This window comes from Pseudomonas sp. PDM24 (assembly GCF_019218905.1).
In the GTDB taxonomy this organism is placed as follows: Bacteria; Pseudomonadota; Gammaproteobacteria; order Pseudomonadales; family Pseudomonadaceae; genus Aquipseudomonas.
Map to the genome: position 1 here is coordinate 1 of NZ_JAHUWR010000013.1, position 18,355 is coordinate 18,355.

Here is an 18,355-nt window from a genome sequence, read left to right on the forward strand (position 1 = left end):
AGTGAAACGATGCATCGCCGATGGTAGTGTGGGGTTTCCCCATGTGAGAGTAGGTCATCGTCAAGATTAAATTCCGAAACCCCTATCTGCGTATGCAGGTAGGGGTTTTGTTTTGTCCGCAGGAAAAGAGCACTCTGGCGACAATACAAAATTGCACAGTTATTTTCGAGTCAGGACACTAGAATAGGTCCAACTTTTTTGGAGCCAGAGCCTTTATGCCAGATCCGGTTGACGCCCCAGGGCTGTCAGATTTACCGCTGGACGACTTGGTAGCGTGTCATGAGTGCGACTTGCTGATGCGCAAGCCTGAGCTTGCTCATGATGAGAAAGCCATCTGTGTACGCTGCGGTTATGAGCTGTATGCCCATCGACACAATGTCGTGCAGCGTAGTCTCGCCTTGGTCATTGCCGCGCTGTTGTTGTTCATCCCGGCGAACTTTTTACCCATCATGCAGCTCCATCTACTCGGACAGTCGTCGCACGATACTGTCTGGAGTGGCGTTGTCGGTCTGTTCGATACCGGTATGCGAGGCGTAGCGGCAGTGGTATTCCTTTGCAGCATGGGGATTCCGCTGCTCAAGCTGCTTTGCCAGCTGTTCGTGCTGCTGAGTATTCGCTTCGATATCGGACGCAGTTATGGCCTGCTGCTCTACCGCATTTATCACCATCTACGGGACTGGGGGATGCTCGAGGTTTACCTCATGGGCGTACTGGTTGCGATCGTCAAATTGGCCGATATGGCGGCGATCACCGTAGGTCTTGGTCTGGCGTGCTTCATCAGTTTGTTGTTGGTTCAGGTCTGGCTGGAAGTAGTGATGTCACCGCACCAGATCTGGCAGGCTCTATCAGGAGAAGATGCCCATGCGGGCGATTGATGCAGGCATTTTGATTTGTGCCGAATGCCACGAGTTGAATAAACAGGAAGCCGATACCGACGAGCAGGTGTGCACTCGCTGCGGTGCGCTGGTTCACGCCCGCCGCCCGAACAGTCTGATGCGTACTTGGGCGTTATTAATCACGGGCGCGATTCTCTACATCCCGGCCAATGTACTACCGATCATGACCGTCAATTCCCTGGGGCAGGGCGATCCGAGCACCATTATGTCCGGTGTGATCCAGCTGGTTCAGCACGGCATGATTCCAATCGCTGCCGTGGTTTTTATCGCCAGCATCCTGGTACCCACGTTCAAGCTGGTGGGCATCGCATTGCTGCTGTTTTCGGTGCAGCGCCGTCAGCCGCTTTCGGCACGCCAGCGCATTCTGATGTACCGCTTTATCGAGTTCATCGGCCGCTGGTCGATGCTGGATATTTTTGTAATCGCCATTCTGGTGGCGGTTGTGAATTTTGGACGGCTTGCCAGCATCGAAGCCAATCTTGGCGCCATCGCCTTCGCCAGTGTGGTGATTCTGACGATGCTTGCCGCAGTAACTTTCGATCCCCGACTGATTTGGGATAACACGGAGTCGGACGACGACCATGACTGATTTGCCTAAAGCGAAAACCCGACCGGCCTCGAACTGGTCAGCTATTTGGGTGTTGCCCCTGATCGCCTTGATCATCGGCGGCTGGCTCGGCTGGCGTGCCTACAGCGAGACGGGCATCGAGATTCAGGTGCGCTTCGAAAGTGGCGAAGGCATTCAGGCCAACAAGACCGAAGTTGTCTACAAAGGCATGTCGGTCGGCAAGGTGAAAGCCCTCAAACTCGATGACGAAGGCAGCTCCAAAGGAGTGATCGCTACCATCGAGATGAATAAAGACGTGGAGCAATACCTGAGGACCAGCACGCGGTTCTGGCTGGTCAAACCGAGCGTGACCCTGGCCGGTATCACGGGCCTGGAGACGCTGGTTTCGGGTAACTACGTGGCCGTTAGCCCAGGCGAAGGCGAGCCGACCCGCAAGTTCAAGGCCCTGGCCCAGGAGCCTCCGCTATCGGACGCGCAACCCGGCCTGCACTTGACCATCAAGGCTGATCGCCTGGGCTCGCTGAATCGGGGCAGCCCGGTGTTCTACAAGCAGATTCAGGTCGGTCAGATCAAAAGCTATGTGCTGTCCGCAGACCAAAGCACTGTCGAACTCAAAGTCTTCATTGAACCGACCTACGCCAGCCTGGTGCGTAAACACACGCGTTTCTGGAATGCCAGCGGCATCAGTATCGACGCCAACCTTTCTGGTGTGAAAGTACGTAGCGAGTCCCTCGCCAGCATCGTCGCTGGTGGTATTGCATTTGCCACTCCGGAAAATCGCAAGGACAGCCCGCCTACCGATCCAAGCCTGCCGTTCCGTCTCTATGAGGATTTCGATGCGGCTGCAGCCGGTATTCGGGTCAAGGTCAAACTCAGCGATTTCGAAGGCCTGCAGTCCGGTCGTACGCCGGTGATGTACAAAGGTATCCAGGTCGGCAATTTGAAAACGCTCAAGGTTGATCCCGACCTGTCCAGTGCGACTGCCGAGTTGACTCTCGACCCGCTGGCCGAGGACTACCTGGTCACCGGCACTCAGTTCTGGGTGGTAAAACCATCGATTTCGCTCGCCGGTATTACAGGCCTGGAAGCGCTGGTCAAAGGCAACTACATTGCCGTGCGCCCAGGCGACAAGGGCGGTGCGCCGCAACGCGAGTTCGAAGCACGGCCCAAGGCCCCGCCGCTGGACCTGCGTTCGCCCGGCCTGCATTTGGTGTTGTTCACCGACAACCTTGGTTCTCTGGAAGTCGGCAGTCCGATTCTCTACAAACAGGTCAAGGTCGGATCGGTTCAAAGCTATCAATTCTCCCGCACCAAAAAGCAGCTGGTGATCGGGGTGCATATCGAGAAGGAATACGAAGGGCTGGTCAACGCCTCGACGCGTTTCTGGAATGCCAGCGGCATTACGCTCACCGGTGGATTAACCGGCGGCATCCAGGTCAAAAGTGAGTCGTTACAGAGCCTGATGGCCGGTGGCATCGCCTTCGAAACCCCGGAAGCCAAAGCGCCGTTGCAAAAGCGTATTCCGCGTTTCCGCCTGCATGCCAACCATGATGAGGCAACGCAGAAAGGCACTATGGTGACAATCAAGGTCGATCGCGCCGATGGCCTGCGCAGTGGCACGCCGGTTCGATTCAAAGGCCTGGACGTTGGCAAGATTGAGGACGTCGACCTCAGTGATGACCTGCAATCAGTACTGCTGACCGCGCGGATCACCGAAGTGCCGGAGCGTATCGCTCGGGTCGGCAGTCAGTTCTGGGTGGTCAAACCTGAGCTCGGTCTGATTAAAACTTCGAACCTCGACACTTTGGTCACAGGGCAATACATCGAAGTACAACCGGCACCGAAGAACCTCGGCCCACAGAAGACTTTCGTGGCCTTGACCAATCCTCCGGAAATCGCCAAGGAAGAGGCTGGTTTAAGCCTGGTGTTGAGCGCTGCTCGTCGGGGTTCGCTGAAGTCAGGCGTCCCTGTCACCTATCGCGAAATCACGGTAGGCAAGGTGACCGGCTATGAACTGGGCCAGACGGCTGATCGAGTGTTGGTGCACATCCTGATCGAGCCGAAGTACGCGCCGCTGGTGCGCAGTGGCACGCGGTTCTGGAACACCAGTGGTTTTGGTTTTGACTACGGCTTGTTCAAAGGCGCGACAATACGTACCGAATCGCTGGAGACGCTGGTCCAGGGCGGCATTGCGTTTGCCACACCGGATGGCGACCGCATGGGGGCTCCGGCGCGGCCCGAGCAAACATTCCCGCTGTTCGACCAGTTCGAAGATGAGTGGCTGACCTGGGCGCCGAAGATTTCGATCGGCAAGTAGTTATTGCGTCTGTGATGACGCCTTCGCGGGCAAGCCTCGCTCCTACAATGAAAAGATAAAAAAGGCCGCGATCCATTGGATCGCGGCCTTTTTATTGGCTTCGATTAAAGCGTCAAACCGCGTCCAGCTCCGGTTCATCCGCCTGCACGTTGATGGTTGCCTTCACTTCATCGTGGCGACGAATGTACTTCCAGTCCGCCTCGTCGATGTAAATGCCGTTCGGGCCGCTGCCGCCTTCCAGGTCGATGGCGACACTGGCGCAAACTTGCGGCTTCACACTCGCCAGAATCGGCACGAAACCCAATTGCAGGCTGGTTTCCAGCAGTGCTGCCTGGTTCTTCTCGTCGATGTCCGCCGCTTCGTCAAGGTAGTACGGCAGGCGCACGCGACCGGCCTGATCGCGGTCCATCAAGTGCAGCAACAAGTACATGTTGGTCAGCGCCTTGATGGTCATGGTGGTGCCGTTGGACGCCGCGCCGTCGATGTCGGTGTGGATCACCGGTTGGCCGTTGACCTTGGTGATCTCGAACGCCAGCTCGAACAGATCCTTGAGGCCGAGCTGGTTGTGGTTCGCCGCCACCAGCCGCGCCAGGTATTCCTTGGCCTCTTCGTTCTTGTTGTCTTGATCGGCGCTTTGGCTCAGGTCGAAGACGGAAAGGGTTTCGCCTTCTTCGTACTGACCGGCGCTGTGGATGATCTGGTCAATGTGCTTGAGCGCTTCCTTGTTCGGCGCGAGCACGATGCGGAAGCTTTGCAGGTTGGAGACCTGACGCTTGTTGATCTCGCGGTTGAACAGCGCCAGTTGATGTTCGAGGCTGTCATAGTCGCTGCGAATGTTACGCAGGGTCCGGGCGATGTCGGTGACGGCTGCACGACGGGCCTTGCCGAGAGTCAGGGCTTCGTCGGTGCGGTGTGCGTACGCGTTGATCAGCAGTTGCAGGCGACGCTCCATATCGTCTTCGCTGTCGAACTTGGCCACGCCCTTGAGGCGAACCTGAGCATAGAGCGCGTCGATCTGCCCGTCGCTGCGCAGCAGGCCTTGCCAGCTGTCCTGATAGTCGTTGAGCAACGGCAGCAGGTTGTCCATGGAGTCGTCGACCGGGTCCATGAACGGCGTGCCAAATGGCAGGTCCGCCGGCAACAGCTGACGACGGCGCAGGGCGTCGTCGAGGGTGCGTTGCTTGGCTTCCATATCGCCGATCTGCCGGCCGACCAGTTGCAGCTTGGCCGACAGTTGCTGGACGCGCTCGGTAAAGGCATCGCTGGAACGCTTCAATTCGTCCTGAGCAGCTTCCATCTGCGCCAACTGCTCAAGCTTGTCGCCTTCCTCGGAGCTCAGGGTTTGCGCGCGGCGGAAATCTTCCAGGGCTTTCTGCGCATCCAGCACTTGCTGGTACAGCGCTTCAGTCTGGGTCTTGCTGGCCGCGCGGTCGGCTGCCACGGCGGCTTGAGTTTTCAGCTGCTTTAGTTCTTTTTCCAGGCGGTCTTTCTGATCGCGCAGCGCCGCGCGGTCAGCCAGGGCTTGCAGGGCTGGAGGCTCAATGTGCGAGATATCGATGGACAGGCCCGGCACTTCGAAGCGCTCGCCTTTGAAGCCATCGAGGATCAGTTCCATGGATTTGACCCACTGACCGTCCTCGTCCAGCGTAATGCCGTGTTCACCCAGCGGGAGGCTGAACAGTGCGCTGTTGAACAGGCGCATCAGGCGCTCGACGTCCTGCTGTGAAAACTCTTCGCGCAAACGGGCGTAGCTGTTGTTGTCGGCGTGATCGAGTTGTTGCTTGACCGACTTCAGGCGTTTTTCCAGATCCCGCAGACGCTCTTCGAGGTCTTCGGCACTGAACTGCCGCGACTGGGCCAGTGCACCGGCCAGTTCGTCGTGCGCGTCTTTGGCGGCGAGCAGTTGCTGCTCGAGGACTTTGACGTCATCGACCAGCGCGAAGCGATGCTTGAGCACCGACAACTCGCCGAGCCAGCGCTGGATGCCGGTGATTTCCCGCTCCAGACGCATCAGCTCCTGAGTGCCGCCGCGCTGATCGTTTTGCAGCGCGTCCTGCTCGTTGCGGTAGTGCTCAGCCTGAATCGTCAGTTCTTCCTTGCGAGCACTGGCGTAGTCCGACCAGGTGCCGAGCAGGGAGTCGAGCAGCGGCGACAGGCGATGCAGTTTGCCGCGCAGGATGTCCCGCTGTTTCACGCCGTTTGCCAAGGCTTCAACCAATGGGCCGGCAGCGACCAGCGAGTTGTAGTCCTGCTCCATGCGGCGAACATCACGGAAGGCTTCCTCGCACGCGGCGATGTAATCGACGCTGCCGGAACGCAGGCTGTGTTCGAAGGCGTCGAGGAACAGCTGCTTGAGTTTGGCCGCGGTGATTTCGCGCATGTGCAACAAGTTGATGAACAGCGCGCGGAAGGTCTTCAGGCTCTGCTCGCTGGTGGAGCGCAGCGGGATCAGCGTCAGGTCCAGCGGAATAGAGGTGTGACCGCCCACCAGCAAACGACGCAGTTCATCCGGCTTGAGTTCATAGGCTTTCAGGCCTTCGCGCTCAAGGTTGGTGAACAGCTCTTTCTGCCGCAGGCAGGTATCGTCTTTCTGGTAATGGGCCAGATCGAGTTTGCCGGCATAGGCAAAGAACTGGTGACCGAAACCGCCGCCCGGGCCGCGTCCGACCACGCCAATCACGTGCGGGCCGTGGGGCAGGGAGACTTCCACCAGGATGTAACTGGTGTCCGAGGCGAAGTAGAAACGCCGGGATTGTTCCAGGCTGTACTTGCCGAAACTCATGTCCGACATGCGTGCAAGAATCGGGAACTGCAAGGCGTTGATCGATGCGGATTTACCGAGGTTGTTCGCCCCGTAAACCGACAGCGGCTCTTCCAGCGGGAACAGGCCGAGGCTGTAACCGGCGGTGTTCAAAAGGGCAAAGCGGCGAATGCCGTAGCGTTCCTTGCTCATGCGTCGGTCTCCTGTTCTTCGGCAATGGCGCGGGCCAGGGCGTCTTCTTCGCTTTCTTCAGCGAAGTCACTCAGATCCAGCGGGTCGTCTGTTTGCAGCAGTTTTTCATCGCTGTCGTCATCGATCAGCACGGGCACCGGCAATGGCAGGACGCTGTGCAGGCTGGCCGCCAGATCACGGTCCTGCTGAACCGACAGGCAAACATCAAGGAAGCGATGCATCGGCGGCAGGAAACGGTAAACGCCGTTTTCTTCGCTGGCGAAACCGAGCTGAGTCATGCGGCGCATGATTTTTTCTTCGAGTTCTTCGACGGTCTGCACTTCTGCCTGGATAAACAGGTCGCGGTATTTCTCCAGCAACGATGGCAACTCATCGCGGCCGAGGCTGCCGCCGTCGAGCACGGCGACCGGGTCACGGCCCTGATCGGCCAGATGCTCGACAAGGATGAAGGTAAACAGCGCCAGACGTTGCGCGGTCTTGTTTACCGCCGCAGCGGCAAGGTCCGGCACAAAGTAGTAGAAACCCCGGGTGTCGCAGACCAGTTCAAAGCCCAGTGCCTTGAACAGCGTGCGGTACTGGTCCTGGAAGTTCGACAATTGCGCGTACAGCTCCGGGTCGCGGCGGCTGACGTGGTAGCCCTTGAACAGCTCGCGAAAGATCGGCGCCAGCTGGGACAGTTCGGATAGATCAAGATGCATGTGGGATGCTCGCAGAATCCTCGGCGGCGGTGTCGCCGGCCGAGAGCAGGGCGAAGGAGCGCAGGCTGACCTGATGCTCGTGAGTGTGGTAATCGCGGCGTTCCAGACGCTCGCGTTTGAAGCGCTTCTCCCGCGACAGGCGCGAGAACCAATAAAGCAATTCGTCGGTAGCACCGTCCGGCTCCTGTTCCAGCAGCCAAGTCATCAGGTCCGGCATTGGCAGGGCGTCTTCGCAACGTTCGAGCATTTCCCGAACCGTGCGTGGCGCGCGCGGGGCTTCGCCTTTCTGGGTCTTGTGCGCCTTGGGGAAACGCGCCGGTTTTGGTTCGAAACGGGCCAAGGCGTACACGTAGGCTTCGACTTGACTGGCGCTGCCGAGGAAGGTGCTTTGCGGCCGGGTGAACATCGGCATCGCGGCTTGCGGTACCGCATCGATGCCTTTACGACGAATGGCCGACAGGGCCAGCGCCGCGCCACGGGTCACGGCGTTGTGGCGGCGGGCTTCTTCACGTAGCGGCAGGAGCAGTTCGCGGGCGTGACGCAAGGTTAGCTGGGCGCTGGTCTGCATTTCGAGGATGCGCGCGTGGGTGCGCAGCAGCATGTCATCGTCAACCAGATGGCCGAGGCGCTGCTGTTCGGAGAGCATCTTCAGCAGGACCGTTTCGACCTTACGCACGCCTTGTTCGAAGGCGCCGTCGGCGTTCACCAGTTCAATCATCGGCTCGACGTATTCGTCCCAGGTCGCCAGCACTTCAGCGTAGCGCTGACGCAGCGGGATCTGCCGATCGCTGGTTTTCGCCCGTTCGGCGACGGCCACCAACGCCTGTTCGTCGTTGTCGAGTTTTTTCAGCACATCGCGCACGCGCATGTCGAGCAGGCGCAATTGACGCGCCAGGTCGTTGCCGTCGCGAATGTCGAAGGCGTCCTGAATGTAACCGGCCAAGCGCTCAAGGTGACGCAAATAGGCTTCGATTTCCAGACACAGGCCCAGACGGTGCTCACGGCGCAGGTAAGCGAGGAAGTCGTGGATCTGCGCATTGAGCTCGAAACGGTTCGGGCTTTTCGCCACGGGAACCAGAATGTCGAGGCGGATCCACACGTCCAGCAGGCTGGTGATGTCCTGCGGCGTACTGTCGAGTTGCTGGGCGGCCAGTTGCGTGCGCAGTTCGTTGAGGCTCAAGGTGCCTTGGTCGAAGTGCTCGCACAGTGGCTCCAGAAGTGCCCAGTGTTCAGCGAGGGCGCGCAAGACGCGCTTGGGTTCGATCATCGGAATGGCCGGCTGGTTGGCGATTAAAAGTCGCGATTGTACTGCATCACGCCCGTTGCGATTCACTCTCGGGACGGACAGTTGGCTTTCTATCGATCAAGCGCGGGCGATCTTGAGCGAAGGGCGGTAGAATCAACGCACTTTAGTTATCCACAAGTGGCCGACCTTTGCTTATCGAGTCCCGTCGCCGCGCTTATTTGACCGCCATGCAGGTGGTCAACTGGCTGCCGCGCACCGAATTGCCCTTTGCTGCGCCCTCGCGCCCCGAACTGCTGGAGATGCCCGAGCCATTGGTCGTCGCCCCGGTTGCGCCGGCTCCCGTGGCCGAGGCACCGATGGAGCCCGTGGTCAAACCGGCCGAACGGGTAAAAATCGAGGTGCCGCGGCCATCGTTGGCCAGCACCCGCACGAACGCCAAGGTCGAAGAAGAGGAGGCCCCGGTCGCGGTCAAGGCGCCGGTCGTGCCGCCACCGCGTTTCGCCCTTCAATTGCTGCGCGCAGGTCGTTGCCTGTTGCTGGTGGAATTACCCACAGGCGAAAGCTTCCAGACCCGCGATCCGGCCTATCTGTTGCTCAAGGACATGCTGCGCGCTGCCGGTCTGCCGGACAGCCCACAGATTGTCGGCGAGCCGGTGCGCTGGCCACTGCTGGCTCGCGGCACCATGGATCAGGGGCCGGAAGCGGCTCGGGATTTCGTACAAGGCTTTCTGTCGGCCCGTCTCGAAGATGCTCCATGCGTCTGCCTGTGGCTGATCGGCTTGCCGGCGGTGCGTTTTGCCGGTGAGGCGAACGCCGAATCCTTCAACCGTGAACTTCAGGTCGAAGGCCTGGGTTCGGTCTGGGCCCTGCCGGGTCTGGAATTATTAATGGAACAGCCACAGCGTAAGGCTGATGTCTGGCAAGCCATGCGTCGGCTGATGGCGCGCTGGAAAGAATCGAATGAGTGACGCTGTATCGTTCCGCCCGATGACCGAGGCGGACTTGGACACTGTACTGAAAATTGAATACGCGGCTTACAGCCACCCCTGGACCCGCGGGATTTTTCTCGATGGCCTGGGCAAGTACCAGATCTGGCTGATGTTTGAAGGGCAGCAGCAGGTCGGTCATGGGGTGGTGCAGATCATTCTCGACGAGGCGCATTTGCTGAACATCACCGTCAAACCGGAAAATCAGGGCCGAGGCCTGGGTTTGACGCTGCTGGAGCACTTGATGTCGATTGCCTGCAAGGCAGAGGCACGGGAATGTTTTCTGGAAGTGCGCGACAGCAACCGGGCGGCATTTCGGTTGTATGAGCGGTATGGGTTCAACGAAATCGGGCGTCGGCGCGATTACTACCCCGCTGTTGGCGGGCGCGAAGATGCCGTGGTCATGGCCTGTACATTAGTGGATTGAGCCTTAAAAGCTTCGCGGGCAAGCCTCGCTCCTACGAGCAGAACACATGAACGGCCCAGAACCCGTAGGAGCGAGGCTTGCCCGCGAAGGTGTCCTCCCCGACGACAACGATCAACGCTTGCCATCCATTGGATCGCGCTGCGCCATCTCTGCTTCGTCCAACCCGTTGCCCCCGCCGATGTCGTCTTCATCGACAATGCTCAAATCCCAATCCGCCTGGCCGCCTTCACCCTCTTCGTGGGCATCCCGTGCGCCGTCTTCATGGATCAGGGTTTCCGGGCTCATGTCATCGTCGGTGGACTCATGGTCATTGGTCGAGCCTCCGGTCATGCCAGCTTCACGGACGCGTTCGTCGGACATCTTCTGCGCACGCTCGCGTTCGGGGATCAGGTCGCCGATTCTGGTGCCCGGTTCTTCCTCGTCGAAATCCAGCTCATGCACTGAGCCCATGCGGTCTTCGTTGTCGTCGATGGGCTCGGGTTGCGCCTTATCGAACGGACGTCGTGAATCAGTCATGGCATTCCCTCATACTGTAGGCCTTACTACAGTTGACCCACTGGGCTTGCGAGAATTCCACCGGCATGGAGCATCGGATAGCCATTAAATGCATCAGGGCATCATGGGGGATCTGCATCTTGCGCGTGACCCGGACAGACGGTTGTCTGTCAAACCAGCGCATCATTATCGAGGCTTCATTGCATGAACGAATTACAAGATCTGATTGATAACAATGAGCGCTGGGCCGACGCGATCACCCAGGAAGATCCTGATTTCTTCGCCAAGCTGGCCCGTCAACAAACCCCGGAATACCTGTGGATCGGTTGCTCCGATGCCCGCGTGCCGGCCAATGAAATCGTCGGCATGCTGCCGGGCGATCTGTTTGTGCACCGCAACGTGGCCAACGTTGTACTGCACACCGACCTCAATTGCCTGTCGGTGATTCAATACGCGGTCGATGTACTCAAGGTCAAACACATCCTGGTCACCGGCCACTACGGTTGCGGCGGTGTACGCGCCTCGATGCAGGACCGTCAGTTGGGCCTGATCGACGGCTGGCTGCGTTCGATTCGCGATCTCTATTATGAAAAGCGCGACGAACTGGCCAAGTTGTCCACCGAAGAGGAGCGGGTCGACCGCCTCTGCGAACTCAATGTGATTCAGCAGGTGGCCAACGTCGGTCATACCAGCATTGTGCAAAACGCCTGGCACCGCGGGCAGAGCTTGTCGATCCATGGTTGCATCTATGGCATCAAGGATGGACGCTGGAAAAGCCTGAACGCCACCATCAGCGGTTTCGAACAGTTACCACCGCAGTACCGTTTGCGTCCGGTCGAGGCGTTGTAAAGCCTTTTAGATGAGACTTCGTCGACGCCAGTGTTGAAAAAACTGTTCTCCATTGGCGTTCGGCGACTCGTCATAGCCGATGATCCAGCCACGGCAGGACGGACAACCGCAGCGGCAGGCGAACTGCCGCAGCAGCTTGTCTTCTGTTGCGGCGAAATCCATCGTCAGCCGGTCACCCTTTTTGATGTCCTTGAGCGCCCATATCCACAGTTCGCTCATGTCGAGAAAGACGTTGGGGTCGCAGGAGTGGTTCAGTAGACCGCAGAAGCGCGGATCGTGGACGTGGATGCCTGGCGCCAGCTGCCGGGTGTGTCGGCAGCGATAGGGCAACAGATGTCCGGAAACCCTGCAGATTCGGCTGATGCGGGGGAACTCGCGCAGTGCCATGACAGCTATTGCCGATCCCTGAGTGTTGCAGATGATTTCAAAGTCGTCTTTGGAGGGGAATCCAAGGCGAAGGGGCAACTCTACAAACGGATAGATGCCATTTGATGGCGGTGGGGGTATTGCCTGTTCTGCATGAGCTCTCATAACAATCCTTGTCAGTCGAGTGCTACGACCGCCGTCTACTGACATCCTGTCAGCCCTGCAGCACATGGGTATGCCCCAAGGCTCTCGCAAATGAAACCATCAGTCTACTGTCAAATATGACAGGCGAAAAAGGCTCTTTCCCGCGTCAGCCATGGCTCACGCGGGAAAGACTTTCATCGTTTACAAGTGTGGGGCAGGAGCAGAGGTCGCAAGAGACGGGCTCTTCAGCTGTTTCAGCTGGGATTTGACCGTCGTTGTTGCGCATTTGGCCACGGCCTGTTCAGGCGTCAGGTTGCGGATCGAGGTGTAGAACAGTTCGCAGGTTTTTTCTTTCTGGGTCACTTGCCAGGACTGAGTACAGCTTTTCAGCTGAACGGTAGGGTCAGTGCCCGGTTTGCTGCCCATCCCGGCCTGCCAGCACGCGGCGCTCAAATCCTGGCCCATGACTTTCAGCCCTGCAGCGTCCGCCTTGGCCTGGGCATCGTTGCCGCTGTAGGCTTCGGGATCGGCGGCGTACCAGATGTAGCTCGGGTGATTGGAACCCAGTACGGGCACCTTCACACCCTCGCTCGGGCTGATGATTGCCAGACCGAGCACGTCCACGGTCGGCCCGTATTGTTGCTTGATCCAGTTACGCACCGGTGCGCCGAAAGCAACCATTGGCAACGCAGCGCCGCTGGCGTTCTGGCTGACTTCCTTGACCATGGTGGTCTGGTAATCCTTGAAGTAGTCGTAGACGCCTTCAAGGTCCTTACCGGCGCTGGATGGCGCGGCAATCGGCGCGATGTCGATGATGGTCTGATAGCCCGGTGTCTGGTCGGCAGGGATGCCATTGGCAGTCAGCAGCGTGGCCCAACGGTCGGTCGTCTTGGACTCCAGGTAGTCCTGGGCCTGGGTCAGCGAGTAATCCGGCGGGAAGTGCAGCAGTTCGACGCTTTTGCGATTTTCCAGCGCCATGCCCAGCGGAAGGAACAAGTACCAGTTGTAGGTCCATTTGCCATCGGCACTCAGTTTGCTGGCGCCGTTGTAAGCCAAATCCCCAGCCTGGAGCAATGCGGTCAGTGGCTTGTCATAGCCTTTGGGCACACCGCTGATAGTGGCGTAGAGCTGCTTGTTGTCGGTTTTGACCACTACTTTTGCGGTGTTGTAGCCATCGCGTTGTACGCTTTGAGTCAGGTAGTGCTCGACGGTCTGTTCCAGTGTCCAGTTGCGATAGCAGATGACGTTGCAGTTGTTGGGATAGGCGAACAGTCGGGTAACACGTTCGGTACTGCCCAGATTCAGATCGACATCGGCGTGAGCGGCGGCACTCAGGGTGAGTGCGGCCAGGGTGAGTCCTGCGAGTTTGAACATGCTCAGATCCTTTTCAGCGTGAGCCCTCGGAGGCAGGGCGGGTACATCTTGAAACTACTTGTGTCGAGCGGTCTAGTGCCCATCTGAAAACATTTCCAGTCCAGGAGTGCCCTTCATACTGGAAGGTACGCGCTAGCAGCGCGGTATGGCATTGGGATTCCAGGGCTAGCGGGTTGTCCACAAGCGCATTTGCGTAGACCATGGGCGCCTTGGTTTTTTGCCTGCCAGAGTTCTTTTCCATGACTGCCAACACAGATGCGCGCCCGGCGCCCTTCACCCGCTCGGACTACAAAACACTGGGGCTAGCAGCCCTTGGCGGCGCGTTGGAAATCTACGATTTCATCATTTTCGTATTTTTCGCGCTGACCCTCAGCCAGCTGTTCTTCCCACCCGAAATGCCTGAGTGGCTGCGTCTGCTACAAAGCTTCGGGATTTTCGTTACCGGCTACCTGGCGCGGCCGTTGGGCGGGATCCTGATGGCACATTTCGCCGATCGACTGGGGCGCAAGAAGGTTTTCAGCCTGAGCATCCTGATGATGGCGTTGCCGTGTCTGCTGATCGGGATCATGCCGACCTACGCCCAGATCGGTTATTTCGCACCGTTGTTGCTATTGGGCCTGAGAGTCCTGCAAGGCGCGGCGGTAGGCGGTGAAGTGCCGAGTGCCTGGGTGTTCGTGGCCGAGCATGCACCGGTCGGGCATCGCGGCTATGCCCTCGGTTTCCTACAGGCGGGGCTGACCTTCGGCTACTTGATCGGAGCCCTGACGGCGACATTTCTGGCACAGACGTTCACCCCGGCGGAAATTCTTGATTACGCCTGGCGCTACCCGTTTCTGTTGGGCGGTGTGTTTGGCGTCATCGGTGTCTGGCTGCGTCGCTGGCTTAGTGAAACCCCGGTATTCATGGCGATGCAGGCCCAGCGCGAGGCTACTGTGGAACTGCCGCTGCGCACGGTCCTGCGGGAGCACCGCCTGGCGATGCTGCCGGCAATGATCCTCACCTGCGTGCTGACCTCGGCCGTGGTGGTATTCGTGGTCATTACCCCGACCATGATGCAAAAAACCTTCGGCATGACCGCCAGTCATACCTTCGCCCTGAGTGCCTTGGGCATCGTGTTTCTGAACATCGGCTGTGTGCTCGCGGGGCTGCTTGTCGATCGCATCGGCGCCTGGCGCACGGTGATGCTGTATAGCCTGCTGCTGCCTCTGGGTATTGGCGTGCTCTATACCTGCCTGATCATTGAAGGCCAGTGGCTCGGTCTGGCCTATGCAGTGGCAGGCCTCTCTTGCGGGGTAGTCGGCGCAGTGCCGTCGGTGATGGTCAGCCTGTTTCCGGCGCGGATTCGCGTCTCGGGGATTTCCTTTACCTACAACATTGCCTACGCCGCCTGGGCCAGCGTCACACCGCTGTTGTTGATCGGTCTGATGCCGTGGAGTCCGTGGATTTGTGTGATTTTCTGCGCAGTGATGGGGGCGGTGGGCATCAGCAGTGCGGCGTACTTTGGCGCGCGAGTACCGCGAATTGGGCGCTGTTCGGTAGCCGGCGCGGTATAAAGATGTTCGTGTTACCACTATTTTTGTAGGACAACCCTGAGACACTCTTCAGAAAATATCCCCAAGGCCGATGGCTAGGCTGTATGCAGCTTTTTATCCCTGTCCATCGGTGCTTCCCATGTTCAACAAACGCTTGAAGCAGGAGCTGTCGGCTCTTCGCGAAGAACTCTCCAGCCTTCAGCAAGTCAAGGAGAGCCTGGACAGCGAGATGCTGGTCCTGACCCTTGATTCCGATGGCAGGATTCAATCGGCCAACCAGAACTTCATGGGTGAAATGCTCTACAAGGGCAACGAGCTGGACGGCCGGCACATCGAAGACATCGTCCCGGCTCATGTGAAGTCGGACGAATTCCACCGCCGCTTCAAGACTGCACTGACCCGTGGCGAGCATTTTGCCGGCACGGTTCGTTTATTGCGGGGCAATGGTGCCGAAGCCTGGTTGCGGTCGATCGTGCAGCCGGTGCGCTCCGCGGATGGCCGGATCAAACACTTCTCGATTTACTCCAGCGACCTGACCCGCACCATCGAGGCGTCTCGTGAACATGAGAACCTGATCGGCGCGCTAGTGCGCTCGACGGCGGTCATCGAGTTCGACCTCAATGGCAACGTGCTGACGGCCAACGAGCGGTTTCTCAACGGCATGGGTTACAGTCTGGCGCAGGTTCAGGGCAAACATCACCGCACCTTCTGTGAATCAGAGGAATACAACAGCCCCGAGTATCAGAACTTCTGGCGCCGCTTGAACGCCGGCGAATTTGTGGCCGATCGTTTCAAGCGTATCGATAGCCACGGTCGCGTGGTCTGGCTGGAGGCTTCCTACAACCCAGTTGTCGACGCCAACAACAAGCTCTACAAAGTGGTCAAGTTCGCTACGGTGATAACCGATCAGGTCAATCAGGAGCAGGCCGTCGCCGAAGCGGCCAACATCGCCTACAGCACCTCGTTGCAAACCGACAGCAGCGCCCAGCGCGGTACCACTGTAGTGACTCAAGCGGTGGACGTCATGCGTGACTTGGCCAAACACATGCAAACTGCTGGCGAAGGCATCGAGGCGCTGAACGAGCAATCACTGGTGATTGGCACCATCGTCAAAACCATCAGTGGCATCGCCGAACAAACCAACCTGCTGGCGCTCAACGCGGCCATCGAAGCCGCTCGCGCCGGTGAGCAGGGTCGAGGTTTTGCCGTGGTGGCTGATGAAGTCCGGCAACTGGCCTCGCGAACCAGCCAGGCGACCGACGAAATTGTCGGCGTTGTGCGCCAGAACCAGGACATGGCGCGCAATGCCGTGGCCCTGATGACCGATGGCAAACTCCAGGCCGAACAGGGGCTGGCGCTGGCAGCGGAGGCGGGCACAGTGATCGTCGAAATCCAGGACGGGGCGCAGAAAGTGGTTAACGCGGTTGGGCAGTTTGCCAATCAGTTATCGACTTGATGCTCGCTGTGCGGCGTGAATAGCCCTAAAAAGGCCAGGCCTGCTTTTGCGGCTTGATCAGACCAGGATTCTTCGCTAACAAAAAAAGGCCTACCTCCCGGTAAGCCTTTTCTTATTCCTGCGTACGACTCAATCCCCCAACGCTTCTCCCTCACGTCGCGGATCGGCCCCGCCGGCCAACGCGGCTTTGCCCTGTGCATCCTTGACCTGAACAATCGCCTGAGTCCCGCTGGTCATGTCGATCTCGTTCACGTTGTGCCCTTTGTCCTTCAGTGCCTGAATCAGCTCTGTGCTGAACTGACCCTGTTCCAGTTCGGTCGGGCCGTTACGGCTGCCGAAATTGGGCAGGCTGATGGCCGCTTGCGGGTCGAGGTTCCAGTCGAGCAGGCCGATGGTGGATTTGACTACGTATTCGATGATCTGCGAGCCGCCGGGGGAGCCGACGGTAGCCAGGAACTCGCCGTTCTGACGGTCGAAGATCAGCGTGGGTGCCATGGACGAGCGCGGGCGTTTACCCGGTTCGACCCGGTTGGCGACTTTTTGCCCGTTTTCTTCGGGAATGAACGAGAAGTCGGTCATCTGGTTGTTGAGCAGGAACCCCTGGACCATCAGGTGCGAGCCAAATGCTGCCTCCACGGTGGTGGTCATGGACACGGCGCCGCCTTCGTCATCGACTGCTACCACTTGCGAGGTGGAGATGCGCAGTGGCGAGCGGTCCGGCGCATAGGCAACCCGAATGCCCGGCGGGGTACCGGGTTTGGCCTGCCCCATGCTGCGATCGCCAATCAAGGAGGCGCGGCTGGTCAGATAAGTCGGGTCGATCAGACCTTTTACCGGCACAGGTACGAAGTCGGTGTCGGCGACGTACTGCGCTCGGTCGGCGTAAGCCAGGCGCTCGGCTTCGGCGATCAGGTGCACCGCTTCTGGGGCGGGTTCGATGCCTGCCGGTTTGCTGGTCTTGAGCGGTTTGAGTGGTGCCAGGGCAAAACGCGGGCCGCGGGATTCCAATGCCTGCAAGGTGCCAAGAATTTGCGCCACGGCGATCCCGCCCGACGACGGTGGCGGCATGCCGCAAACCTGCCAGCGTTTGTAGTCGGTGCATAACGGCGCGCGTTCCTTGGCCTTGTAGCCTTGGAGGTCGCTCAGCGACAGGCTGCCGGGGTTGGCGTGGCCCTGAACCTTGGCGATGATCTCTTTTGCAATTGGCCCTTTATACAGGGCATCGGGACCTTCCTTGGCGATGCGCTTGAACACTGCGGCCAGTGCCGGGTTTTTCAGCTGTGTACCGATGGCTTTCGGGCTGCCATCGGCATTCAGAAAGTAGGCGGCCATGTCTGGTGAACGGTGTATGAACGCGTCTGCCGCGATCAGTTGATGCAGGCGTGGCGAAATGGCGAAGCCTTGTTCCGCCAGTTCGATGGCGGGCTCGAACAACTTCGCCCACGGCAGACGACCGTGCTTTTGATGGGCCAGCTCCAGCGCCCGCAATACACCCGGCGTCCCCACCGAGCGCCCGCCGATCTGTGCCTGGGTGAACGGCATCGGTTTGCCGTCGGCTTGCAGGAACAGTTTCTCGGTGGCGCCGGCCGGAGCGGTTTCGCGCCCGTCATAGGTACGTACAGCCTTGCCATCCCACAGCACAATCAACGCGCCACCGCCGATGCCCGACGATTGCGGTTCGACCAGCGTCAACACCGCTTGCATGGCAATGGCCGCATCAATCGCCGAACCGCCCTGACGCAGCATCTCCCGCCCGGCTTCGGCTGCCAGCGGGTTGGCGGCTGCGGCCATGTGTTTCGAGGCATGCCGGGTCTGCAGCTCGGTGCGATAGCCGGAGGCGATTTCTGGTGCGACCGGCAGGGTCGAGACTGACGGCGAAGAGGGCAGGGTATTACACGCGGCGAGGGTTAAAGCGGTGGCGATCAGCGAAAAAGCTGACAGGCGATAGCGACTCAAGTGGAAGGCTGAGAACACGCGGGGCACTCCGTCCATGGGATAAAATGTCCGGGGACTTTATCGGCCTGGGGGACGCGACGCAAATCAGGTCC

General features: G+C 59.2%; 14 protein-coding genes and 2 pseudogenes. 9 read left to right on the plus strand and 7 right to left on the minus strand.

Annotation, left to right across the window (positions count from 1 at the left end; all coding sequences use genetic code 11):
• The first annotated feature begins 215 nt into the window (after positions 1 to 215).
• Genes KW837_RS28185 through KW837_RS28195 form a run of 3 tightly spaced genes read left to right on the plus strand, consistent with a single transcriptional unit; the run spans position 216 to position 3,781 of the window.
• Positions 216 to 875, plus strand: coding sequence for a paraquat-inducible protein A (locus KW837_RS28185; RefSeq protein WP_218399330.1), 660 nt, complete (start codon positions 216 to 218; stop codon positions 873 to 875).
• Complete coding sequence (locus KW837_RS28190; protein WP_007896874.1) at positions 862 to 1,485, plus strand: paraquat-inducible protein A; 624 nt, start codon at positions 862 to 864, stop codon at positions 1,483 to 1,485. The genes KW837_RS28185 and KW837_RS28190 overlap by 14 nt, the downstream gene beginning before the upstream one ends.
• Complete coding sequence (locus KW837_RS28195; protein ID WP_218399331.1) at positions 1,478 to 3,781, plus strand: PqiB family protein; 2,304 nt, start codon at positions 1,478 to 1,480, stop codon at positions 3,779 to 3,781. The genes KW837_RS28190 and KW837_RS28195 overlap by 8 nt, the downstream gene beginning before the upstream one ends.
• Positions 3,782 to 3,893: 112 nt before the next feature.
• On the opposite strand, the gene mksF is transcribed toward KW837_RS28195, so the two are convergent.
• Genes mksF through mksB form a run of 3 tightly spaced genes read right to left on the minus strand, consistent with a single transcriptional unit; the run spans position 3,894 to position 8,699 of the window.
• The gene (gene mksF / locus KW837_RS28200; protein ID WP_218399332.1) at positions 3,894 to 6,734 is read right to left on the minus strand and encodes an Mks condensin complex protein MksF; all 2,841 of its coding nucleotides are present in this window, start codon (positions 6,732 to 6,734) and stop codon (positions 3,894 to 3,896) included.
• Positions 6,731 to 7,432 carry an Mks condensin complex protein MksE gene (mksE, locus tag KW837_RS28205; RefSeq protein ID WP_192345446.1) on the minus strand — a complete coding sequence of 234 codons (702 nt, stop codon included), beginning with the start codon at positions 7,430 to 7,432 and terminating at the stop codon, positions 6,731 to 6,733. The genes mksF and mksE overlap by 4 nt, the downstream gene beginning before the upstream one ends.
• Positions 7,422 to 8,699: an Mks condensin complex protein MksB gene (mksB, locus tag KW837_RS28210; RefSeq protein WP_192345447.1), complete on the minus strand. Its 1,278-nt coding sequence runs from the start codon at positions 8,697 to 8,699 to the stop codon at positions 7,422 to 7,424. Before mksB ends, mksE begins: the two co-directional genes overlap by 11 nt.
• 206 nt (positions 8,700 to 8,905) lie before the next feature.
• On the opposite strand from mksB, the gene KW837_RS28215 reads away from it, so the two are divergent.
• Both KW837_RS28215 and rimI read left to right on the plus strand, forming a co-directional pair.
• On the plus strand, positions 8,906 to 9,646 hold the full coding sequence (locus KW837_RS28215) for an energy transducer TonB (protein ID WP_218399371.1): 741 nt from the start codon (positions 8,906 to 8,908) through the stop codon (positions 9,644 to 9,646).
• On the plus strand, positions 9,639 to 10,091 hold the full coding sequence (rimI, locus tag KW837_RS28220; RefSeq protein WP_123501339.1) for a ribosomal protein S18-alanine N-acetyltransferase: 453 nt from the start codon (positions 9,639 to 9,641) through the stop codon (positions 10,089 to 10,091). Before KW837_RS28215 ends, rimI begins: the two co-directional genes overlap by 8 nt.
• 111 nt (positions 10,092 to 10,202) lie before the next feature.
• Here rimI and KW837_RS28225 read toward each other — a convergent pair whose 3' ends face one another.
• Positions 10,203 to 10,607 (minus strand): serine kinase/phosphatase, encoded by a 405-nt coding sequence (locus KW837_RS28225; protein ID WP_218399333.1) that lies wholly within the window; start codon positions 10,605 to 10,607, stop codon positions 10,203 to 10,205.
• 183 nt (positions 10,608 to 10,790) lie between these two features.
• On the opposite strand from KW837_RS28225, the gene can reads away from it, so the two are divergent.
• Positions 10,791 to 11,435, plus strand: a complete 645-nt coding sequence (gene can, locus KW837_RS28230) for a carbonate dehydratase (RefSeq protein WP_052965823.1) — start codon at positions 10,791 to 10,793, stop codon at positions 11,433 to 11,435.
• 6 nt (positions 11,436 to 11,441) lie between these two features.
• On the opposite strand, the gene KW837_RS28235 is transcribed toward can, so the two are convergent.
• Both KW837_RS28235 and KW837_RS28240 read right to left on the minus strand, forming a co-directional pair.
• Complete coding sequence (locus KW837_RS28235) at positions 11,442 to 11,966, minus strand: SET domain-containing protein-lysine N-methyltransferase (protein ID WP_192345449.1); 525 nt, start codon at positions 11,964 to 11,966, stop codon at positions 11,442 to 11,444.
• A 180-nt stretch (positions 11,967 to 12,146) separates the two neighbouring features.
• Entirely contained in the window at positions 12,147 to 13,319 is a 1,173-nt protein-coding gene (locus KW837_RS28240) for a hypothetical protein (protein WP_218399334.1), read from the minus strand.
• 239 nt (positions 13,320 to 13,558) lie between these two features.
• Between KW837_RS28240 and KW837_RS28245 the strand changes: the two genes are divergently transcribed.
• From KW837_RS28245 to KW837_RS29210, 3 genes and pseudogenes are all read left to right on the plus strand, one after another.
• On the plus strand, positions 13,559 to 14,872 hold the full coding sequence (locus KW837_RS28245) for an MFS transporter (RefSeq protein ID WP_218399335.1): 1,314 nt from the start codon (positions 13,559 to 13,561) through the stop codon (positions 14,870 to 14,872).
• Between the two features lie 208 nt (positions 14,873 to 15,080).
• Positions 15,081 to 15,767: pseudogene (locus KW837_RS29205) on the plus strand (PAS domain-containing protein); the annotation flags it as partial.
• 108 nt (positions 15,768 to 15,875) lie between these two features.
• Positions 15,876 to 16,307 (plus strand): annotated as a pseudogene (locus KW837_RS29210) (methyl-accepting chemotaxis protein); the annotation flags it as partial.
• A gap of 129 nt (positions 16,308 to 16,436) precedes the next feature.
• On the opposite strand, the gene ggt reads toward KW837_RS29210, so the two are convergent.
• On the minus strand, positions 16,437 to 18,281 hold the full coding sequence (gene ggt / locus KW837_RS28255) for a gamma-glutamyltransferase (RefSeq protein WP_218399337.1): 1,845 nt from the start codon (positions 18,279 to 18,281) through the stop codon (positions 16,437 to 16,439).
• Positions 18,282 to 18,355 lie beyond the last annotated feature (74 nt).